General features: G+C 43.3%; 20 protein-coding genes, 1 tRNA gene and 1 pseudogene. 8 read left to right on the top strand and 14 right to left on the bottom strand.

What is annotated here, in order from left to right:
* Window positions 1-22: 22 nt before the first annotated feature.
* The gene (rbsD, locus tag C1S74_RS20995) at window positions 23-442 is read right to left on the bottom strand and encodes a D-ribose pyranase (RefSeq protein ID WP_045404099.1); all 420 of its coding nucleotides are present in this window, start codon (window positions 440-442) and stop codon (window positions 23-25) included.
* Between the two features lie 515 nt (window positions 443-957).
* Here rbsD and C1S74_RS20990 point away from each other — a divergent pair.
* On the top strand, window positions 958-3,294 hold the full coding sequence (locus C1S74_RS20990; RefSeq protein ID WP_045404098.1) for an EAL domain-containing protein: 2,337 nt from the start codon (window positions 958-960) through the stop codon (window positions 3,292-3,294).
* Window positions 3,295-3,390: 96 nt separating this feature from the next.
* On the opposite strand, the gene C1S74_RS20985 is transcribed toward C1S74_RS20990, so the two are convergent.
* The 3 genes from C1S74_RS20985 to C1S74_RS20975 form a co-directional block, all read right to left on the bottom strand.
* Complete coding sequence (locus tag C1S74_RS20985; RefSeq protein WP_045404097.1) at window positions 3,391-4,146, bottom strand: 5'-methylthioadenosine/adenosylhomocysteine nucleosidase; 756 nt, start codon at window positions 4,144-4,146, stop codon at window positions 3,391-3,393.
* Window positions 4,147-4,479: 333 nt separating this feature from the next.
* Window positions 4,480-5,178, bottom strand: coding sequence for an aspartate/glutamate racemase family protein (locus tag C1S74_RS20980; RefSeq protein ID WP_045404096.1), 699 nt, complete (start codon window positions 5,176-5,178; stop codon window positions 4,480-4,482).
* A 259-nt stretch (window positions 5,179-5,437) separates the two neighbouring features.
* Window positions 5,438-5,848, bottom strand: a complete 411-nt coding sequence (locus C1S74_RS20975) for an NUDIX hydrolase (RefSeq protein WP_045404095.1) — start codon at window positions 5,846-5,848, stop codon at window positions 5,438-5,440.
* 563 nt (window positions 5,849-6,411) lie between these two features.
* Between C1S74_RS20975 and C1S74_RS20970 the strand changes: the two genes are divergently transcribed.
* The 4 genes from C1S74_RS20970 to C1S74_RS20955 all read left to right on the top strand — a co-directional run bounded on the left by C1S74_RS20970 (window position 6,412) and on the right by C1S74_RS20955 (window position 9,646).
* Complete coding sequence (locus C1S74_RS20970; protein ID WP_045404094.1) at window positions 6,412-7,053, top strand: murein L,D-transpeptidase catalytic domain family protein; 642 nt, start codon at window positions 6,412-6,414, stop codon at window positions 7,051-7,053.
* Window positions 7,054-7,369: 316 nt separating this feature from the next.
* Entirely contained in the window at window positions 7,370-7,669 is a 300-nt protein-coding gene (locus C1S74_RS20965) for a hypothetical protein (protein WP_231565432.1), read from the top strand.
* 94 nt (window positions 7,670-7,763) lie between these two features.
* A complete protein-coding gene (locus C1S74_RS20960) occupies window positions 7,764-8,081 on the top strand; it encodes a hypothetical protein (RefSeq protein ID WP_045462966.1) in 318 nt (105 codons plus the stop codon).
* 167 nt (window positions 8,082-8,248) lie between these two features.
* On the top strand, window positions 8,249-9,646 hold the full coding sequence (locus C1S74_RS20955; protein ID WP_103415361.1) for an IS1182 family transposase: 1,398 nt from the start codon (window positions 8,249-8,251) through the stop codon (window positions 9,644-9,646).
* Window positions 9,647-9,770: 124 nt separating this feature from the next.
* Here the strand turns inward: C1S74_RS20955 and C1S74_RS20950 are convergent, their stop codons facing one another.
* The 3 genes from C1S74_RS20950 to C1S74_RS20940 form a co-directional block, all read right to left on the bottom strand.
* Window positions 9,771-10,451, bottom strand: a complete 681-nt coding sequence (locus tag C1S74_RS20950; protein ID WP_045399730.1) for a DedA family protein — start codon at window positions 10,449-10,451, stop codon at window positions 9,771-9,773.
* Between the two features lie 49 nt (window positions 10,452-10,500).
* Window positions 10,501-10,908, bottom strand: coding sequence for a hypothetical protein (locus C1S74_RS20945; RefSeq protein ID WP_045399728.1), 408 nt, complete (start codon window positions 10,906-10,908; stop codon window positions 10,501-10,503).
* 147 nt (window positions 10,909-11,055) lie between these two features.
* Entirely contained in the window at window positions 11,056-11,574 is a 519-nt protein-coding gene (locus C1S74_RS20940; protein ID WP_038868008.1) for a DUF4136 domain-containing protein, read from the bottom strand.
* A 313-nt stretch (window positions 11,575-11,887) separates the two neighbouring features.
* Here C1S74_RS20940 and C1S74_RS20935 point away from each other — a divergent pair.
* A tRNA-Gly gene (locus tag C1S74_RS20935) sits at window positions 11,888-11,962 on the top strand.
* Window positions 11,963-12,133: 171 nt separating this feature from the next.
* On the opposite strand, the gene C1S74_RS20930 is transcribed toward C1S74_RS20935, so the two are convergent.
* The 7 genes from C1S74_RS20930 to C1S74_RS20900 form a co-directional block, all read right to left on the bottom strand.
* Window positions 12,134-12,541 carry a hypothetical protein gene (locus C1S74_RS20930; RefSeq protein ID WP_045399726.1) on the bottom strand — a complete coding sequence of 136 codons (408 nt, stop codon included), beginning with the start codon at window positions 12,539-12,541 and terminating at the stop codon, window positions 12,134-12,136.
* A gap of 102 nt (window positions 12,542-12,643) precedes the next feature.
* Window positions 12,644-13,501: a sterol desaturase family protein gene (locus C1S74_RS20925; protein WP_045399723.1), complete on the bottom strand. Its 858-nt coding sequence runs from the start codon at window positions 13,499-13,501 to the stop codon at window positions 12,644-12,646.
* A gap of 9 nt (window positions 13,502-13,510) precedes the next feature.
* On the bottom strand, window positions 13,511-14,521 hold the full coding sequence (locus C1S74_RS20920; RefSeq protein ID WP_045399721.1) for a DUF2804 domain-containing protein: 1,011 nt from the start codon (window positions 14,519-14,521) through the stop codon (window positions 13,511-13,513).
* Window positions 14,522-14,671: 150 nt separating this feature from the next.
* Window positions 14,672-15,553 (bottom strand): LysR family transcriptional regulator, encoded by an 882-nt coding sequence (locus C1S74_RS20915; protein WP_045399720.1) that lies wholly within the window; start codon window positions 15,551-15,553, stop codon window positions 14,672-14,674.
* An 86-nt stretch (window positions 15,554-15,639) separates the two neighbouring features.
* Window positions 15,640-16,107: an OsmC family protein gene (locus C1S74_RS20910; RefSeq protein ID WP_045399718.1), complete on the bottom strand. Its 468-nt coding sequence runs from the start codon at window positions 16,105-16,107 to the stop codon at window positions 15,640-15,642.
* Window positions 16,108-16,187: 80 nt separating this feature from the next.
* Window positions 16,188-18,551, bottom strand: coding sequence for an ATP-binding protein (locus tag C1S74_RS20905; protein WP_045399716.1), 2,364 nt, complete (start codon window positions 18,549-18,551; stop codon window positions 16,188-16,190).
* Window positions 18,544-19,518 (bottom strand): cytochrome-c peroxidase, encoded by a 975-nt coding sequence (locus C1S74_RS20900; protein ID WP_045399713.1) that lies wholly within the window; start codon window positions 19,516-19,518, stop codon window positions 18,544-18,546. The genes C1S74_RS20905 and C1S74_RS20900 overlap by 8 nt, the downstream gene beginning before the upstream one ends.
* Before the next feature lie 371 nt (window positions 19,519-19,889).
* Here C1S74_RS20900 and C1S74_RS20895 point away from each other — a divergent pair.
* Together C1S74_RS20895 and C1S74_RS20890 are read left to right on the top strand one after the other, a co-directional pair.
* A pseudogene (locus C1S74_RS20895) lies at window positions 19,890-21,705 on the top strand (hybrid sensor histidine kinase/response regulator); the annotation flags it as partial.
* 160 nt (window positions 21,706-21,865) lie between these two features.
* Window positions 21,866-23,533: a response regulator gene (locus C1S74_RS20890; protein ID WP_045399711.1), complete on the top strand. Its 1,668-nt coding sequence runs from the start codon at window positions 21,866-21,868 to the stop codon at window positions 23,531-23,533.
* Window positions 23,534-23,775 lie beyond the last annotated feature (242 nt).

The following is a 23,775-nucleotide window of genomic DNA, read 5'->3' as shown; positions in this document are numbered from 1 at the left end:
TTTGTCCTCAATTAGTTCTGGCTTAAAACACCACGCCGGCTTGGAAAATCACGTTCGCGTAAGGTGTGCACTCGCCTGTTCTAACAACAGCGCGGCTTTGTTCTGTGCGAGCTTTAAAATCTTCATGCGATACATAGTTGATCGCGATTTGTTTGCCTGTTTGCTCACTTTCTTTTGCTAGCTCTGTGATCAGTGCATCATGGTGAACTGGACTCACTTTTGCGAATTCTTCAGCAATAATGACCCCTTCAATTTGGGACTCAGAGAGAATCACACGAACCGTGTCTAGGAAACTAGGAACGCCATAAGTCAACGCTAGATCGATGCGTTGCACATGGTCCGGGATTGGCAAGCCCGCGTCACAAATAGTGATTTCGTCGGTATGGCCTAACGTTGCCACCAAGTAAGAAATTTCTGAGTTAATTAGGGTACTTTTTTTCATCTCATCGACCTTTCGGTTACACGTTCATACAACTGTGAGTCTCTATCTTGGGTCATTTTCAATATTGACAAAAAACTCATCGAAACGTTTCGATGCAATAATAGAACGCCAAAGAAAATTGACCAGCAACAGATCAATAAGGTGTGAGAATGATCCGCAATTGAGTGCTAACTAATTAAGAAAAAGGTATTGAGGTCACACTTCATCATCGAAACGTTTCGATGACTTGTATTAATATGAGAAAAGTCATTGGTCTGTTAATCCTGACAGCAAACCCATTCACAACAAAAATGCATTGGATTAATTTGAAACAGAGAAAATCTGTCTAAAGTTTGAGACTTATTCTGGTCAATCTCGTAAAAACCGCACACAGCATCACAAATATAGGAAGGGTGTCTGACTTTCGAAAATCACCCACTTACAATTTGAAAAACACAGAAATACTATCGTCATCCGTTCGGAACCTTTAAGTAGGGAACGTTTGTAGGGACACAAACGGAAGTTGAAGAACCACAATGAAACTAAGCAATAGAGTTGTTTTGCTTGTCGCGCCAGTCATTCTTATTAGCGCGTTGGTGTCGAGTTACATCATTTATAGCATTCAAAAAGTTACACTAATAAAGCGAGAAGACAGCTACATACAGCTTCAAATGGAGAAGCTCGCGGGACAATTTCGTCAGGCCACGATTTTTCTCAACAGTTACGCATACACACTAAGTAAAAGTGAAGTTTTACAAGATTACTTCGTCAACCATGATAATCCGTATCGTGAGAGTCAGTTGTTTAACCGTCTCAATGAAACCGTCGACGTATTAAGCCATGGTTACAAAGGTGATGCAAACATGGCGATCCTCGATGGTAATCAAGAACTGCTCTATTACACCGAAAACCAATTCTATGAGTCCAACGGACGCTTTGACCCAAAGATCCTAGAATATGTAGAAAAAAGCTATGCGCAGCATGGCGAGGTCAGTCACACTGGTTTTATCTACAATTCCAGCGGCCAGAGTATTCTGCTTCAATACGAGCTGTTTGATCAACGAACGGGAGAACACCCCCCAAGCTTTGACCCACAAAATGCCTTCTTTGTGGTGGTTTCAGTCTCTCTAGAAGCTTTTAACGACATCAAGCACGAAATAGAATTCGACACCCACAGCGTCATTACCTTTTCCAACAAGCCTATTATTCTTGATATCCCACTCGCACAAACCATCGAACTATTGCCCCACTTTTATGCCGTACTCTCCCCTGCGGAATACTTAATGTGGAACAAAGTCGATAAAGTATGGCTGGAGCTAGCTTTGTCATTTGGTATTGCGTCGTTCTGCACTATCACTCTGATTGTCCTGATTCTATACCGATACGTACTCAGCCCTGTTTCTCGACTCGATAAACAGTTACGCGAAATCGAAGCGAATAAACGAAGTAATATTGAAAAGCTCGACACAGATGATGAAATAGGGCGTTTGTCATCTCGCTTCTTCGATATGTATGAAGAGCTAAATAATATCTATCACAAAACCAAACGCTTGGCAGAAACCGATCACCTTACTCAGCTGGCAAACCGTCATCGTTTCCATGAATTGGCGATGCGCGAACTGGCTGAACCATCGGAACAACTTTGGGTGATTTATATCGACCTCGATAACTTCAAGTACGTGAACGACAAGTACGGTCATGAGTTAGGTGATAAACTTCTACAAGTGTTTTCAAAGCACATAAAGAATGTCTGCCAAAAGTTCACTCAGCAGCACAATAGCCCATGCTTTGGTGCTCGCTTGTCTGGTGACGAGTTTGCTATTCTTCTCAGCACAAACCGTAAAGACAACGACATTCCTGATCTGTTCGCGGCCGAACTACTTAAGCCTATCCATAACTTGAGCCACTCTTCGGCCAACTCATTTCCTGTTACTTCAAGTGTCGGTATTGCCCAATACCCGAGAGACGGTGGCGATGTGGCGAAGCTGCTTTCTAGTGCAGATGCAGCAATGTATCAAGCAAAACGCGCTGGCAAAAATCAATACGCTTACTATTCAGCCGCCCTCAATATTGAAGCGCAACGCCGTAGCCAGATTGAACGAGCACTACGTAAAAGCTGCGTTGAAGACGAATTCCATCTGGTTTTCCAACCTTATATGAACAGCAATGCCAACGAGATTGAAGGCTTAGAAGTGTTACTACGTTGGGAAGCGGAAGGTATTGGCTCAATACCACCTAAAGAATTTATTCCTATCGCGGAGCAGACGGGATTGTTTGAGAAAATCGACCGCTGGGTGTTCGCTAATGCAATGGAAGAGTACCACCAACTAAAAGCAATCTTCGGCAAAGACATCATTCTGTCCATAAACCTATCGTCAGCGGAACTCAACTCACTTTCGATGGCGGAGTTTATTCATGATAAAGCGAAGCAAAATGGCGTGCCTCCGCGCTGCATTGAATTGGAAATTACAGAAACGTTCGCCGCTGACCAACAAGGCACAGCTCTACTCGATGAGTTGGCTAGGCTGGGATACAAACTTGCGATCGATGACTTTGGTTCGGGTTACACATCACTAACACAATTGGTGCAATACCCAGTGCAGAAGATCAAGTTCGACAGAGAATTCCTGCTGACGTTAATGAACACCGACAACGGCCATGTCATCAAACCAATCATTGAGCTATGCCACGCACAGAATAAAAAAGTGACCGCAGAAGGTATTGAACACAACGTGATGCACGAATGGCTTTCATCATACCGTTGCGATTTTATGCAGGGCTACTTGTTTGGAAAACCAATGGATAAAGAGCAGTTAAATCTGTGGTGGAAATCCGCCATCGACCAGCCTTTCTCTACTACTCATATAGTCTAATTCATCAAACGCGTTAGGATAGACAAAAAAGCAGCACCCGATGTGCTGCTTTTCGTTTGCGTTCTCGAAGATAACTGAAATCGAGTGAAAATTACCTTACATGCGTTTCAGCATATTAAGCGTAATGTTCGCTGAGTTATCAGCGGTTGCCTTCTTAAGGTCAGAGTAGACAACATCTGCAGAGCCATCAGCTTTGTCTGATATCGTACGGATAACTACATATGGCACCTTGAACGCATCCGCCACTTGACCTAACGCCGCACCTTCCATTTCCACTGCCATCGCGTTGTATTCTTGGTAGATGCCCGTAACCTTCACTTTGCTCGCAATAAATTGGTCGCCTGATGCGATAACGCCTCGATAAACACTCTCTTTACCAAGCGTATCGACGGCTGCATCAAACGCGTATTGTTGCAGGTTTTTATCGGCGTAGAAGTAACGCTCTTGATAATCTGGCAGCAAACCTTTTGGCATGTTAAACGCTGTCAGATCGACGTCATGCTGAACTAAACGCGTAGAAACCACCACGTCTAGCGGGTCGAGTTTCGGATCGCTTGCGCCTGCAATACCAGTAAAAATGAGTTGGTCAACGCCAAAAGATTCAATCAGAAGCGTCGTTGTCATCGCAGCGTTTACTTTACCCACACCAGACTTAGTTACCACCACGGGCTTGCCTTCTAATTCGCCAGTGTAAAAACGGTGACTGCCAATTTTCTTTACTTGTTGGTTTTGGATTTTTGGAAGCAAAGCTTCTACTTCAACATCCATTGCGCCAACGATACCGATGGTCGATGCAGCAAAAGATGGCAGAGAGTATGCGGCAAGCATTAGAGCAAGAGATTTCTTCAACATGGGAACCCTGAAATGTAATACGCGCCACCAAAGTGTGACGCAACGCAAATTATACAATACATCCCAAAGCAAGCAATCGTTTGCTTTCGCTCAACGATCTGATTGATTAAAGAATTCTCAAAAAGTGGGAATTCTTTAATCATTTTGGGGTTTATTTTGAGGAGCGACGCGAGCTTTTGCAGAAATGGTCGGCATGAAGTAATCACATGCAGCTCTCTTGGCATCGGTAGGCTGTCCCCACGCGCCACACATGTCGAGCAGACTTCTTTTTTCACGCGTAAATTGGCGGCATTGTCCGCATCGATAGTCCATTATTCGTCCTTGAGCCTTCAATTAATTATCGCGTAATGCCTTATGGACTGCTGCTTTCGCATGGATTTCTGTTGTGTCATACAAGGTGACATTGGTATGTTTCGGCTCGACGAGCATCGCAATTTCCGTACACCCCAAAATCACCGCTTCGATCCCTTGATCGACTAACTTATCGATGATAGTCAGATACCGTTGACGGGAATCATCACGAACTTCGCCTTTACACAACTCGTTATAAATCACTTCATGGACAATAGTTTGGTCGCCTGCACTTGGCACCACTACGTCAATGCCAAACTTGTCTATGAGACGCAGCTTGTAAAAATCTTGCTCCATAGTAAAACGTGTGCCAAGCAAACCCACTCTCTTAACGCCATCCGCCACCAGTTTTTCCGCCGTAGCATCGGCAATATGAACAAGAGGTACATTGACTGCCAACTGTATTTGGTCGGCGACTTTATGCATGGTATTCGTACAAATCAGGATGAAGTCTGCACCGCCCTCTTCTACTGATTTTGCTGCTTGGGCTAAAATGGTAGCGCTATCATCCCAACGGCCTTGATGCTGTAGTGTCTCAATTTCTGCGAAGTCGACACTGTACAAACAAACTTTTCCGGAATGCAAACCACCAAGGCGGGCTTTTACCTCACGGTTTATGATTTGGTAGTAGTTTGCCGTCGATTCCCACGACATACCGCCTATAAGACCTATTGTTTTCATTTTATTCCTTCATCTACTTGTCGTTACCTTACCCAACCTAACCACTTCGACTCTGCGATTTTCTTGTTAAGTTCGCTTTACCAGAAACTAGCATAACCAACTGAAACAAGAGTTTATTTTCGATCAATGTAAGTAAGAATAATGAAAAAGCGCTAGATTAATGCTCGCTATTTTATGACTAATTTATTTATTGCTTTGCAGAATTATTGGCTCACCTTATTTAACGATAAAATAAATTCGACGTCATTTTATTTGAAGCCTAATAATTAGAGTTAAAAATAGTCTGGCACTTTAATCTCTCATATTCACTTAGCGCGATTCTATCAGCTTGTGTTGCGACAGGAGCATTTAATATTGAATACCAATCAACAGACTCAGCCTCTAAGCTATCTATCGTCCCCAGCCAATTTTTCACTATATAATAGTGAATTAATTGCAGCTCGCTCGTAGGGTGATACAAAGAACATAAATAAACGAACGAGGTAGGCTTAATATTGAGTTCCTCTTCAAGCTCTCGATACAGTGTCTCATGTTGAGTTTCCCCCATTTCCATATGACCGCCGGGAATAGCAATCGCTCCAGGATCCGACACTTTCTCTTTTGTTCTCGTTTCTAACAATACCGTATTATTTCTCACTAATATAAACGAGACACACTCATGAACTTCCATCTGCATTCCCCTTTGATTGCTGTTTTTAGCAAACTAACACGAAACATGAAATAGAGAATAATTCAGAGTTAAAATAAGTGAACCAGATACAATGACCTAGAGTTTACGCTCTCAAGATATGCTAAAAGCGCCATAGCCTCACGATGCAGTCTGCGTAATGATTTGTTACGACTAGGATCACAGACTTAAATTTTTTCAACAAATGCCAAGTCAGAAATAAGCTCTTTGAATTCAAAGCATATTTTCACCACCTCGATAATTAAACATCGTTTTATTAAATAACTTGCTCAGTAAATCTCGGTAAACACAGTTTTATTAATTACCCAAATCGGCTAGTATTTGTTCTGAAGTTTTTTAAAGTCATCGATTAACTTCTCAATGTGGATTAAATTCAGTAAGTTAACATCGCAAGCTCTATGAAATACTCTCGAGGGTAAATCAAACTGTGTTGTAACACTCAATAAGAAACATTGAGAATAGAATTAAATTGATGTGCATGCTGTATTAGCGAATGCAAGACGCAATCGTTGAGTTTGTAACACCAAGAGTTTTATTTAGTAAAAATGAAAAAGTTATTTTTATTGTTGATATGGACATCGCTCTCTGTTTCACCATTTGCCTTTGCTCATCACTCTGGCACAAAAACAGAAACCAAAGCCACTCAACAACTGGTTGAAAAAGCCTATAAGCAAGCCAATCTAAGTGGAGTCATTGATTACAAATTATTCAATGATGCATTTTTGGCTTACAAGAAAACCCCAGATCGTAAGAAATCGCTTCTTACCATTATTGACTACAGTAAACCATCTACTGAAAAACGCTTTTATGTGGTTGATTTAGATAAAATGAAGCTGATCTTCAACACCTATGTCTCTCATGGCGTGAACAGCGGTAAGAAAACAGCGACAAAATTCTCCAATGTGGTGAACTCACGCAAGACCTCATTAGGCACCTTTTTAACCGACACAACGTATTACGGCTCTAATGGTTACTCATTACGTTTGGACGGTTTAACCTCTGGCGTTAATGACAAAGCACGTGAACGCTACATTGTGGTTCACGGGGCGGATTATGCGAATCCATCGTTCATTAAAAAGAACGGTTATTTAGGCCGCAGTTGGGGATGCCCAGCTCTACCACAGAAGCTCTCTCGCGAAATCATTGACACCATCAAAGGTGGAAGCGTTATTTACGCGAGTGCTTAAGGTTTCTTGACACAACTTTAAAATGGGAGCGAATATGCTCCTTTTTAATGTGACAAAAAACTGTTCATCCTTTTAGCAAGTCGTTAGTATACGCAAACGCCACCATCAGGTTGCAAACGACTATCGATTCCATATTGTTTTAGGGTTAGTTTTGGTTCATGTCTTTCGCCTTTTGCTTTTGTTGTCACTCTCCCTGTTCTCAGGGCAGATGGTTGCAGCGCAAAATCACGAGTCCGCAAAGCCTCATTACTCATATTCAGAGAAGCTCTACAAGCTCACACAGTACGATTATTATTCGATAAAAGCGCCTTATCGTGTGTGGAATACCCGCGACTCATGGAGCCCAGACGGCTACTTCCACCATTTAAAACGCGATCGACTTGGTCTGCTGCCTTATCGCCGTACATCAGGTAGCGATGGTGATTTACCGTTACACATTACTCCTGACTACCACCTGTTGGTCGCGTTCTTGTCTCCATCACTATTGGACATCGCACTCAAAGCAACCCCTCTTCCCAATGCAACAGATAGTTTGGTAAACAGTCGCTCGTACCATCTTCCAGGGTGGAAACAAGCCAATTTGCTGTACGTGTTCACACACAGTCGCGACGCCTAGCTCGCACATTGACTGTACTGACACAATAGGGAAACCGTCAGTACCAGCCATGGACGATCTCATCTAAATACTGAATTAACTCGAGATCCTGATTATGAAAAAAATCGCGACTATCGCCGTATTGGCATTGATGATTTCATTCGCTGCAACAGCACAAGCAGCAAACCCAGAAGAAATGAGCAATAGCGCTCTGATGGAGTGTGCTAACGCTTCTAACGTGCGTATTGCTATTCCTGAGCACCGCGCAATGTTCCGCCATTACTTAATGGCTAAACGCGGCTATACCTTTAGCCAACTCTCTTCTGCTGAAACTGAGTTCAAAGCAAAAGGCATGGATAAGACAAAGGTGGAACAGTTATACAACCGTGAATGTAAAGAAGCTGGCGAATACCTTTACAACAACGGTTACTGATTCAAACTTGTAGCAAGCCAGGTAGAAAGCAAAAAGGCGCTGTCATAGCGCCTCAGACTGCTGACAAAGGTCTAGCCATCAGGCTAGACCTTTGATCTAATAGGGGTATCGAAAAGTGGATACTCCAATATGCACAAGATCCTTCTCCTCAACAATACGAATTTGAAATGGTGACGATGGAGCAGTTAGTTCCTAAAGACCATTTAGTCCGCAAAATTGATAAAGCCATAGACTTCGAATTTATCCGGGACCAAGTCGCTAACCTCTATTGTCAAGATAACGGTCGACCACCTGTTGACCCTGTTCGACTTTTCAAAATCATTTTTATTGGCTACCTCTTCGGAATCAAAAGCGAGCGACAGCTCGTTAAAGAGATTGAAGTCAATGTAGCCTATCGTTGGTTCTTGCGCATGTCGTTAACGGAGAAGGTTATCCATGCTTCAACACTGAGCCAAAACCGTATTCGCCGCTTCAATAATACCGACGTATTCGAACGTATCTTTATCAACATCGTTGAGCAGGCTATGGCCAAAGGCTTGGTCGCTGGGCAGCAACTCTTTACCGACAGCACTCACCTCAAAGCAAACGCTAACAAAAATAAACACACCAATGAGGTCAGAGACGTTCGAGCCAGTGCTTACCTCGACATGCTTGATGAAGACGTTGCATTAGACCGAGAACGAGAAGGAAAGAAGTCGCTTAAGGCACGAGTATCCGAGCCTAAAACAAAGAATACGAAAGTCAGTACTACAGACCCAGAAAGTGGTTTTATGACGAGAGACAATAAACCACAAGGCTTCTTCTACCTTGACCATCGTACCGTCGATGGCCTGCATGGGATCATCGTCGACACTCATGCTACGGCAGGTAATATCAATGACTCTCAACCCTATATTGAACGGCTGGACTACACGCTAGAGCAGTTCAACCTTAACCCTATAGCTGTTGGTCTCGATGCCGGCTATTTTACCGCTCCCGTGGCAGAGTCATTAGAGCGCCGAAATATCTTAGGTGTGTTCGGCTACCGTAGGCCATCAAGAACAAAGAACACGTTCAAGAAGAAGCACTTTATCTACCACAAAGAGAGTGACAGTTATCGATGTCCAAATGGGCAAACGCTTATCTACAAAACGACGTCACGAGATGCTTATAGAGAGTATCACTCAGACCCGAAAGAATGCGTGCTCTGCCCAATGCGAAATGACTGTACTCAAAGTAAAAACATGAAGAAAGTCATCACCAGACACATCTATACAGATGCAGTGGAGAGAGCGAACCAAATGCGGCTCTCTCCCTATGGGAAGAAGACGTATAGACGAAGAAGTGAGACGGTAGAAAGAAGCTTCGCTGATGCTAAGCAGCACCATGGGCACCGTTATGCCCGCTTCCGTGGGCTAAGCAAAGTGCAAATGCAGTGTTGGTTAGCTGCCGCAGCTCAAAACATCAAGAAGATAGCTCTAGTAATGAGTTATTTACAAAAAATGGGGTTCAATATGGCTCAAATAAGACAAATATTAGCTTCTAAATACTTGTTTAAGAGTTGGAACAGATTAAATCTGGTATAGCGAAAAATATCGCGCTCGCGACCTACGGTCGCTTATAAAAAAGAACCCCACCGAAAAAGGTGGGGTTCGTCATCAATCTGAGGCGCTGTCATAGCGCCTTTTTTCATTTTAGTTCGAACAGAAACTACTGTGGCAATTGTGGTGTGCTTTTCGATTTGCTCCAAGCCTTACGCACTTTCACCAGCACAAAACTCATGATCGCGATGGTTAATGTAATCACTGGAGCCGCCATTAAGCCCATCGTCACAATTTTGTTGAGCTTTTCTGGTAATAACGGCAACAACAAGCCTAAACCGCATAGTAATAGCGTCCACAAAATAGCACTTAGCCAAGCAAAGTAATGGAATTTACTCACACGATTAACACGAAGTCCCATCATCAACGGAAGTAATGAGCGAACGACCGGAATAAATCGTGCACAAAACAGAGCAATCAGTCCATGTTTGCCCAAGAGCACGTCGACTTGCTCTAGACGTTTCGCAGGGACGGCATTCACCCACCCCTGAACTTTAGGTAAGCGATTTAACCATCTCCCTTGTAGGTACGCAGCCCAACTGCCCATTGCGGCACTCACAACAATTACGAGCATAATCACCACAGGGTCTAGCACACCAACCGCAGCTAGCGTACCGGAAAGAACAACAACACTATCACATGGAAACGGCGCAGCCGGGATAAAACCACTTTCCAAGAAAATAAGGGCAGCAACAACAAAATAAATCAGACCAGCGCTACCTGGTGCCATTAAAGCGGTGAAATCTTGGTGCCAAAGCGCGACCAATACCTGAAAAATTGAATCAAACATAAGAACTCCTAAACATCATAACGAATTTGCGAAAACAGACGATTAAGCACTACCTCGCATGCATGAAACGGTAAATCAGGTTGGATTCTTGCCGACCTCCAATTCGATATTTAAAGTGCGGATAAAAGGTTTGCAGAATTGCGGAAACAAAGGACGAAACAAAACGCTTTGTTGATTCTGCCGCTACCGTTAACCAACGCGCGGATAACACGTCGAGATCATTGGTATCAGTGGTCGAGTTAGAATGATTAACTCGCAATGCATTACGGCTAAGCAAACTTGCCGCAACTTTGCGTCTTGGAGAGAATGGTACTTCCTCAAAATGGGCTTCGCCATCAGTAAGAGAGGTAGTAAAAGCAATCGCGTGGGAAAGTTTTGGTGACGGTTGTTCCTGACTCAATTCAAAAGCCATCAGCGCAACAAAAAGCCCTAAGACACAGACTAGGTAAGCACGCACAGAATTCACCTAAACCACAACGATACGCTGTTTTAACTCCATGCGTGCCAATTTGCAATCTAAATTCTCAATCGATAATAAAAAGAGAGTTTTGCAAACCTTTGCTAGGGCAATTTGATGTTCATTTAACCTTTATTTAATAGTCGCTTAATCTTTACCATACGGGTAATTTTCAAACATTTTTGTCACTTCTTCCGAAATCAATTCTTCACGTTTTTCAGTGCTCATCGATTCAGTAAGCTTGCGGCTTGATACCCCTTTCCATACCACTTGATTCGCTTTGGTATCGACTAACTCCACCACTAACTTGCCATACTTCTTTTCTTTGTAACGCTCAGGACTTGAGGTTACAACGCCAAAACTGTTCCAGCCGTAGCCCACACTGAAAGAAGAACCAGAAGAAACGAGCTCCGATTCTTTGATGATGTCGTGGTGCACATAAAGGTCACCACCATTTTTTACTTGTGATAGCCCTTTCGCCTCCAATTGAGAAGCAAGACCTTGCTCAATACGACGAGCATCTAGGCTTGTTGGGGCCTCTGATTGTTCTCCAAAATCAAACGTTTTGTAGGATGAAAAATCCGCTTGTTTATCGACGTCGGTCGTCACGGTTGTACAGGCCGTTATCATAAATACGAAAGACGCCGCCAATAAACCTTTCCACATACTCGTTCTCCTCTCTATTTTGCCGTATTTATCGGCCTTCATTTATTGCAACTGGGAAAAAATTGAATCATTTCAACATTTAGTCTTGACCATGAATGCCAAGTGTTCAAATTCGAGAAACAATAGAAAGTGAGAACAGACGAAAATTCTGCTCGATTGAGTTTAAGAAGTGCCCTCCGCCACGACTTCAAAAGCAACAAATCGAACGCTTTATAAGCAATTTGAGAGTTATTTACGCATTGAGCAACCAATTGATCAAAAAAGACTTTTCTTTTGTCGTTAATGTGGCATATTGAACCTGTCCTATCGATGCGCGGGCATCGTATAATGGCTATTACCTCAGCCTTCCAAGCTGATGATGCGGGTTCGATTCCCGCTGCCCGCTCCAAGCCTTCTTGTTCAAACTCCCTAAACCCTTTCATCATCTCTGCAACTAAACAGCAGTATGACGTTTCCTTTTTTTATTTATCGTGAATCACCCCGAGTTGCAGGCAAGAAAAAGCCCCTGCATGATACAGGGGCGTGTCTTCGTTTTATTTTCTTCCCCATATATTTGGGGTTAATCCAACTGAAGTGTCGTGAACGTGTCGTTTTTCAGCCCGCCACCAGCGCGTTTCTTCATGGTGACTTCAACCGATCGCTTCCCTTCATTAATGCGATATCGTATTGCCTGAGCGAGATATTGATCATTTCGCTTTAGGTCTCTCGCATCAATCTTCAACGTACGATTTTGACGATTCACTGTACAACGGTAATCCCAATCATTTTTGCCATTTTTCAAAGCCAACAAAATACGTTGACCGGAAGAACCTGCAGATTTAATACCACGAGGTTGCTTGTCAATCGCTAATGCCAGTCCTGCTTTACACAGCTGATCCGCACTAAAAGCAGTCGCTGCGTTCGCGTACCCAGAACCCAGCATCGCTACGGTCATCGTTACTATTGAGAAAACTCGATTGAATGTCATCGTCCACCCTTCAAATTTTACAAAACACCATACGTATTAAATCAATATTACCGAACGCTGTCAACAATAAATGGTATGGCGTTTAGTTAACCGTTAATGACACTACTCTACCTTGTCGGTTGGCGGAGCAAACAGACATCGCCAACGCTGACGCCAGGATAAGTTAGGACGAGTGACCTCTCTATACATATCTCGCCATTCGGCAAAGGTCACCGTAATCGGGTTGAAGCTATTAACCGGCTTTGAGATGCCATATCGAACGATTTCATTTTCTGGTTCAAACGTACCAAACAATCGGTCCCATATAATCAATACTCCGGCATAGTTTTTATCAATGTACTGTCGATTAACACCGTGATGAACACGATGATGTGATGGCGTATTAAACACCCATTCTAAAGGCCCGAGAGAGCGAATGGACTGAGTATGAACAAAGAACTGCAATCCTAAATTGAGTAGAACAACGAACACGACCCACTTTGGTTCAAAACCAATAATGACCAAAGGAAGCCAGAACAACCACATTCCTGCCAACGGATACATCAAGCTTTGGCGAAATGCGGTACTAAAATTCATACGTTCCGAGCTGTGGTGCACCACATGCGCCGCCCACATCCAGCGAATACGGTGACTGGCTCGATGGAACCAATAGTAGAAAAAGTCTTGCAGCACCATTAAAAGTAAAAACGTCGATACCGTCATTTCGATATCAAATAACCGCCAACCAAACCACCAAAGATAGAGCTTAGCGATCAGCAACCCTGTAAGAATATCAGCCGCTTGGTGCAGCCCTGCCAGGACAAAGTTACACGCAACTTCAGGCAAATAGTAGCGTGCGCTTTCAGGTAACTTGCCCCCTCGCTGCCCAATCCAATACTCTGCGGCAATGCACAGGAGAAAGATCGGTGCGAGCAGCATCAATAATAAATCAGGGTGTTCAGTAATTCGTGACCATTCCATAGTCTCTTCCTACCACTTCGCGTAGTGATCTTCGGTGAGTCCTATCACCTCATCCAGTTCATGTTTTCTCCCGTTATCATCAATCAGATAACCAGAAAAGTATCCAAGAAACTGACGAAAATTACTCTTTAACAACCAAAAGTTCTTCTTCTCTGAACGCTGGTTTTTAGGACGAAAGACAAGCTCAATACGTTGATCTTGTGAAGTGATGCGCCACGATTGCTCTTGATGAATACGAGAAAACTCAAATTGCACTGGAGGCATTAAATGGCGTTCACCATCAATCCAAACGACATTTTCGCAGTGTCCAGTTTCATTCACACCCGCAGCGAGATTCAAACCGATGCGTCTATCTCCTTCGAGAAAGTTAATACTCGCCCATCGCCAACTGGTTTCCCTTCTCATATAGCCTGCCGAAAAATCATAACCAGCAACCGCCTGCTCTAATTCAACCATCTCACCTTTCACCTTTAATGTCCCCTGTATACCGAGGGCATTATGTTTTTGAGTGTAAGTCCAGCCTGCATAAGCCGTTGGAGTACACAGCATGAGAGGTTCACTTTCGACAAGTGGCTGAAGTTGCAGGTCGGCATGAACCAAGTTTGTTGACAGTTGAACCTGCCATATACCTTGTTCAATGGTGAATCGAATCGCTTCATTGGCTAAATGGGCACGACTTTCCCAACTAGAAGGTTCGGTTTGATAACCGATATTGAGAGGCTTCAACCATTGTTGCTCAACCAATTCATGCGTTTCTGCGTCAAAGACATAGCAAAACCCCGAAGCCAAGTAACGAATGTCCGCAATGGCAACGCCGATGATGTATTTAGGCGTGACGATCGAGACAAATTGAAACTGTTTGTAATCAAACCGCTTACGCCAACTTGACGCAGGACTGTCCATTTCATTGAGGTATCGGAAGGCATCAAGTTGCAGCGATTCAGGTATCGCGTCTAGGTGACCAAACGGGGGTAAACCACTTCGTTGGATAAAGTGTTTAAGAGAGGTTTGCACATCTATGCTCGTTATTAATCAATGGCACACCACTCAAAGCTAACATTAATTTAACAACAAGCACTTGCGCTACCGCACAACATTGCTTTCACTAACCCCATAAAACACGTTGAAATGTGAAACTAATCACCCATATTCAAACCAATAGACGATTTATTAGAGCTTTAACTTCGGTTGAATGAAATCAAGGAAAGCAGAAATACGCAGCGAGACTGACGAGGATTTGTAATACACCGCGTTGATTTGCTCGCGATCAGTATTCGTTATTTTGTTGGATTCTAAAACCGCGACCAACTTCCCTTCTTCCATGTCTTTACGAACCATAAAACCAGATAGGCATGCGATGCCATTTCCTGCTAATGCTAACTGACGAATTGTCTCGCCGTTACTGGAAAGTAAAGTTGGTTCAACCTCTAGCACACCTTTGAATGGCAGTTTGTTGAGGATCTTTGGCTCAGTAAACCCAATGATATCGTGATGAGCGAGATCACTTGGTTTTTGTGGTACTCCTCTTTGCTTAAGATACTCAGGAGAGGCAACCAGATACAGCTCACTCTTACCCAGCGCTCTCGCATGCAAAGTAGAATCGGACAGCTTACCGATACGAATCGCGACATCGGTGCGCTTTTCTAATAGATCAACGAAACCTTCATTAGACGTAATTTCTAAATCAATCTGAGGATACGCTTCACGGAAAGGTTTGATGAGGTCAACAAGTTGATGAAAAACAAATGGGCTTGCCGCATCCACACGCAGTGTCCCTTGCGGCGTTTCCCCCAATGAAAGCACACACTCTTCTGCCTGTTGAATATGTTGCATGGCAGTGCGTACGTGTTCAACAAATCGACGCCCCTCATCGGTTAATTCAACGCGTCGCGTAGTCCGGTATAACAAAGAAACGCCCAGTTGCTGCTCAAGACGACTGACCGAGCGAGAGACTCTTGCTATTTGAATATCTAGCGCGTCGGCTGCAGCAGAAAAACCGCCGCAATCAACAACAGTCAGTAAAATTTCTAAGTCATCAGATCGAGTTAACATAGTCATTCCTCATTTTTGTTGAGATAAACATAATTGAAGAGAGACTTTTGTCAATAATGAAACAATACAAGAACGTCTTTTTCTGCCTAGTCTAGAATTTCAGTCATCACCTCTGTTTTCACCGAGTTGGCGATAAAGCAGTTTTCGTGCGCCATATGATGCAATTTCTCTAGCTGTTCACATGTGGGTTGTTTCTCGCCTAAGAAAACGATTTTTGGTCTAAGCACCACTTTAGAAACCCATTCCTTACCATTTTCGCCAGCAGTCAATTCACCTACCGCTTCATCAAGGTAAGAGTCCACCACATATCGACGCTTCGCTGCAATAGAGAGAAACACCAACATATGACAACTAGAAAGCGCAGCGACAAAAGCTTCTTCAGGGTCTATATTTTCTTCCACAGAAAGTGGCGAAGGGACAACATAAGGAGAAGGAGATGCTGGCACTTGCAACCCACCATCAAACTCCCATATGTGAGCTCGACTGTATTGGTTATCACTGAAGATCTCATCAGCTTCGCGTTGCCATTTAACTCGAGCGATGTGCTGGCTCATAACGAATCCTTGTTATTAAAAGGTTAGTAAAACATATTCAAGGATTCCCCCACAACCTAAATGAGGGATGCATAAAGCATTCATATCACCTGATTGGAATCATTTATTTGCGCTCTCGATTTTTCAATCAAACGTTGACCTTGGTGAACATTGACCTGCAGCCGGTTAATCAGTTTTTGCAACTGTTCAATATCTGGTACTTGCTGGTTTTTAACCTGTGTTTCTATTTCTAACGCTTGATTCGCTAAGGTATCAAGCCCTAAGTTCAACGCCATACCTTTAGTCGTGTGCAAAGTTCTGTATAGCGATTCCAAATTTTCAGCCATAAAGAATTCAATAAGCTCATCTACTGCGGTTTCAAAATCACAAACGATACTTTGCAGCAAGTCCACCAACGCTTCTGGTTCTTCTTTCAATATTTCCACCGTCTCAGAATGGGTAAGCTCTTCCTCAGTTAAGCGCAGTTTTTCTATTGGCTCACGATGCAGTTGAACCACATTATTAGACTGTCCCTCCTCTCCATTTTCTTGAACAGGTAGGCGAGAGGAAAACTGTTTCAATGCATCGGCAAAACTCTCTCGTTGTAGCGGCTTGGTTAATACGTGGTCAGCCCCCGCTTCAATAAAGTTATCGTGTGCTTCTCTGAACACATCCGCGGTGTAAGCAAACAACAACGTCTTCACACCTAGGTTTTCGCGGATGAAGCGCGTGGCTTCGATACCATTCATTTCTGGCATATGGTTGTCCATCAAGATCAGGTCGTAATAGTTCTCTTGAGCTTTTTTCGTCGCAATCAAACCATTTTCGGCAATTTCTACCGTATGCCCCAACTTCTCGCAGAAGCCTTTTGCCACAATGGCATTCACGCGATTGTCTTCCGCCAGCAAGATATGGAGATTGCTTTTGCTTTCTCTATTTGATTCCACTTTCGCTTGTTCTTGTTGAAGAATTTGCCTCTCTTCCCAGGTGATAGGAATATCAACAAGAAACTGAGTACCTATCCCCTCAACGCTTTTAATGTTGACTTCACCCCCCATTAACTCCGTGATCTTTTTCACGATAGCCAAACCTAACCCGGTACCGCCAAATTTACGAGTGGTTGATGTGTCGGCTTGCTCAAAGGAGTTGAAGATACGATCTTGCTTGTCTTCAGGGATGCCTATTCCTGTGTCATTCACTGAAAGCACCAAGTGTCTTCTTTCTTGATCCAGCTCTGAACGAATCAATACGTGTCCGTCGTGGGTGAACTTCACCGCATTACCCGCCAAATTAAACAGTATTTGACGAATTCGAGCACAGTCCCCTTTAAATTCAACCTGATCCGGCACCTCATTTTCAACGAGCAGTTGAATGTTCTTTTCTTCCACTAAGGGCTGAATAGCACTGCATACTGGCGTTAAGACTTGCGATAAACTGAATGGCGCTTCTTCCAAATCGAGCTTGTTCTCCTCCACTTTAGAAAAATCCAAGATGTCATTGAGAATGGTCATCAAATGTTGGCCAGAGTCGAGGATTACTTTTATGTGCTCTTTGGTCTTTGGCTCTTGAGTTTCACTGGCGATGATTTGAGAAATACCCAACACACCATTCATTGGCGTTCTCAACTCATGACTCATGGTTGCCAAAAATTGTGATTTTGCTTTTGCTGCACGTTCTGCTTTGTCCGTCGCTTCAGTTAAATCATCATTTAGTTGCTTGAGCCTATTTACACGGTGTTGAGTTTGCAGCATAAATACCGCCACAAGTAAAATGATAGAAAGCAGCACAAAAAACCATGTCAAACGCGCTTCACGTTGAACAAATTCCAACAGTTGATGCTCGGAATACTCTACAAATTCGAAATAGTGACCTTCCAATATCTTATTGGTCAACAGCTCAATCTTACGTTCACTTTGACGCAGGCGATTCAAAAACAACGAAATGTTCTTACTCTCAGGGTTACTTCCCTGCAACGCGACATGAGTCAGGAAATCAAAATAATGCTCTTCTAGCCAAACGTCCTCGGCTTTAGCCCCAAATTGTTCTTTGTAAATGTTATGCAGCGTCAGCAATTCATATTGATTGGCCACTTGAACCCCAATCAACATATCTAACGTCTGGGTAGCATCACGCACTTTGCCATCAAATTGAGCGACAATGTTTTTCACTCGGGCCTTCGTTGGGGTGAAACTAAACCAAATTGACTGCTCAAAATCCTCACACAATTTCTCGGCGGCAAGTTCTAACTCGACAAGATTTTGGGTGATTTCGTAATTCTTTCTCGAATTAGCATGATAACGATTAACAACTGTATCTCGCTCTTCAATTAAGTGGTGACCAATTTCTGTTAGCGAAGAGTGCAGCGCTTGGGTGTTTTTAGAATTTACATGGGTCATGTATGCCAACACCATCATGACGGCGATGACCAGAAACAGAAGTGCATTAAGTAATCTAAACTTACTCATTTTCAAATACCTCCAGAATCGAAGGTCTCGGTGCGCTTAAAGTATTGAGAAATGCTTCAATGTCCGCCACCTTATCGTCACTCATGGTCACACCCAACTGGGTTTGAGACATAATCTGGATTGCATCAGAAAGCTTGTCGACTTTGCCATTATGAAAATACGGACTGGTTTGCCCGACATTTCGTAAACTTGCTACTCGGAAATAAAACTTGTCCTCTCCATCTATGGTCCTCAAACGGCGTCCTGAATCTAGGTCAACATCTGGCGTTTGGAAGTAAGTAAAACGTTGGATCATCGAACCACCTACATTTTTACCTTGATGGCATTGCACACAACCCACTTCTTGAAAAGTCTGCCACCCTCGTATTGCCTGCTCATCAAGGACATGCGTATAACCAAGTAAATAAGAATCAAAAGGAGCACCAGGGGTTTGCAAACCTTTCACGAACTCAACAATCGCACCTTTGATGTTTCGAGTATTAATTTCTCGCCCATCCGCCTGTTTGAACAGGGCTTTATAGGTTGGCTCACTTTTAACGTATTGCTCGATATCATTCCAACTAGAATCCATTTCAAGCGGATTGAGTACTGGACCATCGATTTGAGCCATAAGTGAGTTCACCGTGCCATCCCATAAAAATCGGTAGTTGAGAGCAGCATTAAAGACGGTAATTGAATTACGAATGCCCAGCCCGTTAACACCAGTAGAAACCGCACTAGGTTCGGCACCATTGGTTTGTAAATCATGACAGGTTTCACAACTAATTTGACCATTGGAAGAGAGTTTGGGATCGCGAAATAGATGCCAACCAACACGTGCCAAATCCATATCCACGCTTGGTTCACCCTCTATCGGTTTTACAAGTTGAAAATTCGCGTTTGATGATGACCCTTCGGCATAAATCGAGCTACTGATTAATACAACTAAACACCCACATAACCCTTTTGTGGTAAGCCTTTTGTACATATTGAGAGTATCCTTACCCAGCCCCTTAATATGAACTTAGTTGCTTTTGGGTATTTTTCCATTACAAGCGATAGGGATATTGAATCTGCTCTCATAACTTTTTGAAAGTCGTTACCCATTTTTCTACATGTCGTTCGACACTAAACCGATGGAAGGTGAATGTTGTCGACAAGATAAACAACGTTAATTGGAAGAGATGGCGAAAACCTATACTATCCGCTCCCCTTGCTGATCTAATTTCGTGATCGTCCCTCTCACAGTAAACTGAAACAATTCGCATCAAAAATTACAGTACGCTATGGTGTCAACAAAGAATTCATCGTGATTTGGGGGGACGGTCAGTTGCTGTCCGCATTCTGTTGCTTGCTATATTGACTAGAGAAACCGTCGATACCAACTCAAAAAGTACCACAACTCCATTGCGCTTTTCGGGAGACAAACACTACCGAGATGCAAACAAGCTGTTAACTATTCATAGAAGGGGCTCAGCATCATATGACTGTGTTTGATAACGTCAGTGAATTGAAGCAGAGAGATATCACATTGAAAGCGTCTAACTTGAAAACCATGCAAGCGATTGAAGCATGTGAACACTTTCTTGCGGTAGTTAGCCATGAGTTGCGTACTCCAATCGCCGCGATGCTGGGTTTAATGGAATTGTTAGAACAAGATTTAGAACGCACAGAGAGTAAAGAGCTACTGAAAAGCGCGATGCAATCTGCTGAGCGATTGCAGTTGCACGTAAATGATATTCTAGATTTTTCGAAGATAGGCGCTAACCAACTTCAGTTGAATATCCAAACTGGCAATATTTATCTAGAGCTTGGATCTACGTTGCGAAGCTTTGAGAAAGCCATCGAGCAAAAGCATTTAGATTTTGAACTGAACTGGACACCAACTCCGCATGCTTTGGTGAACCTTGACTGGTTACGCGTCAACCAAATCATCAATAACTTATTGAGCAACTCGGTGAAGTTTACCGACAAAGGCAAGGTAAGCGTGGGTGTGCACGTGACCCAAAATCAGCTCGAATTATCCGTCCAAGATACTGGATGCGGTATGAACACAGCACAGTTAGGATCCCTCTTCCAACCCTTTGTACAAGGCGACAAGAGCATCAGTCGCCGTTTCGGTGGCACTGGACTTGGCATGTCTATCGTCAAAAGTTTGGTCGATACCATGACAGGCACTATCGAGGTAGAAAGTCAAAGGGGGCAAGGCACAAGCATTACGGTACGCTTACCAATGACCAGTCAACCACTCGATTTAACAAGCGTGGGACCGATTTATACAGAAGATAGACAAATACAGCGTTGGTTGAATACATGGCAAGTCACCCTTGATGAGTTTGAGAGTAAACATCACGTTATCGACTTAGACCCCCATTACTCCAACGTTTATCCCGACTTGATTTTGCAGAAACTGAACAGCAGTTCGATGATGCAAAGCCAGTCGTTGCAAACTACATCTTGTCACTTGCATGGTCGTGTTTTAGTCGTTGACGATGACGCGATTAACCGACAGTTGTTCAAACGTCAGTTTGAAAAACTTGGCATAAATTGCCAACTTGCTACAAGTGGTGTGGAAGCTATTGAGTTATTAAAACAAACACAAAACGCCCCCGAATTCGCACCCTTTAATTTTGTGATGACCGACTGCCATATGCCAGAGATGGACGGTTACCAACTAGCACATACGCTTAAAGCGGACCGCGAATTCTCTTCAATTCCCGTAGTGGCCTGTACTGCAGAAAGCCCGCGAAATGTTATTGAAAAAGCGAAACAAAACGGTATGGAGTCAGTTTTATTCAAACCATACAACTTAGACGACCTCAAAGCCTTGTGTGAAAAGTATTTGTCGGTGACCTTGTACTGCGACGATCAAAACGTTTGGTTGGACGCTTATCATCGTGAGGAAAAAATCGAAATCGCGCACGTGGTATGCGAAGCTCTAACTAATGACATCGCGTTGATTCATTCCGGTGAGGAAAGCCTCAAATCTGTTGCACACCGAATCAAAGGCTCGGCCGCAGCATTGAACTTGACCCAATTAAAACACAGCGCTGAACAATGTGAATCACTGATAGGTACACAACAAGAACAACACGCAAGAACAGCATTGCTTAACGAATTAAGAACCGTCGTTACCACCACGCAGCAGTGGCTGGATATGAATGAGAGTAATTAAATAAACGTTTTGATTGTTGAAGGCGGTCGATTATAAGCAACTGTTTTTTCTCAGATTTTGCTTGACTATTTACTAAGCCGATGTCTCGCCAGCAATTGAGTTAGACCTTAGCGGCTATTCGTTAGCAACCGTTTGGTTCACTTGATGAGTTAACTTTGGAATGAATACAAAACCTTTCTCACAGTACAATGTATTAATCGTCGACGATGCCCCCATCGTGATTCTTACGTTACGTAATATGCTGATTAAGCATGGTTTTTCTGACAAGCGCATTTTCACTGCTCGATTAGCCAAAGGCGCGATTTCCATTGCACACCAAGAGCGTATTGACCTGATCATTTGCGATTACAACTTTGGTCGCGGCATGAATGGAAAACAACTATTTGAAGAGCTAAAACACCTCAAACTGCTCAATCACGATACGGTTTTTATTCTGGTCACAGGAGAGAATTCCGCAACTATCGTACGAGCGATTATTGAACTGAAGCCGGATGAATATCTGCTCAAGCCTTTTAACTCCGTCGCGCTCAGAGAACGTATTTCAGGAGCAATCAAACGTAAAAGTACGTTACAAGCTATCTACCAAGCCGAATTCAACAACGATGCCCATGCAGGCTTAGAAGCATGCGACGAACTTACTCCGTTTCATCCAGAATACTTCTTCGTTATAGAAAAGTTCCGTGCCGACTTTCTAACACGTCTTAAACTACACCACGAAGCCAAAGTGGTGTATGAACAAGTGATCGAGCGCAAAGATGTAAACTGGGCAAAAATAGGCTTGGCGAATACGTTGGTTTCTTTGGGCGAAAGTGATGACGCTCAACGTCTTGTTCGAACCTTACTAGAAGAGTCCCCACATAACGTCGAAGTACGGGAGTGCGCTGCCAACTTCAACATGCTAAATCGTGAAGTACCAACGGCGATTAAGCACTTAGAGTTAGCCAATAACCTAGTCGAAGGTAACTCCGAGCGTGAGCTAGTAATCGTAAACTTGTGTCTAGCGGAGCACGACTATTACCCAGCGTTACAGCACTACCACGCTTACATGGAAATCAACAAAGACACGTACAGAAACAATACCTACGCAAAATTGAACCTAATTCGAATCCTTCTCTATTGCACACGTAAGTTGGAAGGAAGAGAAGACTTATTGGCTCAAGCGAAAACCTTGTTCAAATCCGTCATGACGGGGCCCGAGAATAAGGCATTGAAAGATGAATTGGATTTGATTGCGGCACATATCGCGATTGAAGAAAATCAGTATGTGGCAGCGTTTAAGGTACTTAGTGACCTATATCGCCGTAAACCATTTGCGCATTTTTACGCGCAGTTTCATCTTGCGTGGCTACTGCATGAAATGAACTTTGAATCCGAGTTTACCCATGCGATCACATGGTGCTTTGAGAACTTGCAAACCGACTCTAGTGATACCATTCTGTCGAGTAAAATTACACTTGGTCGCTCGTTGGAGGCGAACAATGTAGAACGACAAGCTTGGATGCAAGAACAATACAAAAAAGTTCGAGCGGCCGAAGAAAACTACCAAGCCTTGATCGACGCATTGATAGAGCTGCAAACCCGCTGCCCTCTGCTTCGTACGGTTTGTATCAACATTATCAAGGTGCTCACTCGAGCATGGCCGACCAACAAGAGCGCGTTAGAAGTAGAGGAATTAATCAAGAAGTGCGATAACATCGTCAAGCAACTGGTGCCTAATGAAGAGTTAGATCAAAGCGGATACGATACGTTTCTGTTCTTAGCACAAGATCGTTGCCAGCAGGTATCTGTCGTAAACAACAACCTTCAAGAACCGGAAATGGCAAACTAGATTGCTAAAAGGGGTACTTCCACCCCTTTCACTTTTCGGATTACAGGTTGAAAAAACGATTAATCCAAGTCACTTCACCGAATGCAATTATGTCGTAAATAGTGAAAAACACCGCACAGATAACGGCCAGCTTCACCAATCGAATCGCAATTAACACCATAATTTCCAACTTATGTTCTTATCTGAATGTCGTCAATTCTTTGTAGTTTACTGGTTTTCCTACGAACCACAACGCATGAAAA

The sequence above is a fragment of the Vibrio hyugaensis genome, assembly GCF_002906655.1.
GTDB classification, from domain to species: Bacteria; Pseudomonadota; Gammaproteobacteria; order Enterobacterales; family Vibrionaceae; genus Vibrio; species Vibrio hyugaensis.
Note: the sequence above shows the minus strand (reverse complement) of the source record. Positions and strands in the feature narration are given on the sequence as shown.

Bases quoted from the DNA above. Each gene is read 5' to 3' on its own strand.
- C1S74_RS20915 (WP_045399720.1), bottom strand. From the start codon at position 15,553: ATGTTAACTCGATCTGATGACTTAGAAATTTTACTGACTGTTGTTGAT.
- C1S74_RS20905 (WP_045399716.1), bottom strand. From the start codon at position 18,551: ATGAGTAAGTTTAGATTACTTAATGCACTTCTGTTTCTGGTCATCGCC.
- C1S74_RS20950 (WP_045399730.1), bottom strand. From the start codon at position 10,451: ATGTTTGATTCAATTTTTCAGGTATTGGTCGCGCTTTGGCACCAAGAT.
- C1S74_RS20930 (WP_045399726.1), bottom strand. From the start codon at position 12,541: ATGACATTCAATCGAGTTTTCTCAATAGTAACGATGACCGTAGCGATG.
- C1S74_RS20955 (WP_103415361.1), top strand. From the start codon at position 8,249: ATGGTGACGATGGAGCAGTTAGTTCCTAAAGACCATTTAGTCCGCAAA.
- C1S74_RS20975 (WP_045404095.1), bottom strand. From the start codon at position 5,848: ATGGAAGTTCATGAGTGTGTCTCGTTTATATTAGTGAGAAATAATACG.
- C1S74_RS20960 (WP_045462966.1), top strand. From the start codon at position 7,764: ATGAAAAAAATCGCGACTATCGCCGTATTGGCATTGATGATTTCATTC.
- C1S74_RS20990 (WP_045404098.1), top strand. From the start codon at position 958: ATGAAACTAAGCAATAGAGTTGTTTTGCTTGTCGCGCCAGTCATTCTT.
- C1S74_RS20910 (WP_045399718.1), bottom strand. From the start codon at position 16,107: ATGAGCCAGCACATCGCTCGAGTTAAATGGCAACGCGAAGCTGATGAG.
- C1S74_RS20985 (WP_045404097.1), bottom strand. From the start codon at position 4,146: ATGTTGAAGAAATCTCTTGCTCTAATGCTTGCCGCATACTCTCTGCCA.
- C1S74_RS20940 (WP_038868008.1), bottom strand. From the start codon at position 11,574: ATGTGGAAAGGTTTATTGGCGGCGTCTTTCGTATTTATGATAACGGCC.
- C1S74_RS20970 (WP_045404094.1), top strand. From the start codon at position 6,412: ATGAAAAAGTTATTTTTATTGTTGATATGGACATCGCTCTCTGTTTCA.
- C1S74_RS20890 (WP_045399711.1), top strand. From the start codon at position 21,866: ATGAATACAAAACCTTTCTCACAGTACAATGTATTAATCGTCGACGAT.
- C1S74_RS20925 (WP_045399723.1), bottom strand. From the start codon at position 13,501: ATGGAATGGTCACGAATTACTGAACACCCTGATTTATTATTGATGCTG.
- C1S74_RS20900 (WP_045399713.1), bottom strand. From the start codon at position 19,518: ATGTACAAAAGGCTTACCACAAAAGGGTTATGTGGGTGTTTAGTTGTA.
- rbsD (WP_045404099.1), bottom strand. From the start codon at position 442: ATGAAAAAAAGTACCCTAATTAACTCAGAAATTTCTTACTTGGTGGCA.
- C1S74_RS20980 (WP_045404096.1), bottom strand. From the start codon at position 5,178: ATGAAAACAATAGGTCTTATAGGCGGTATGTCGTGGGAATCGACGGCA.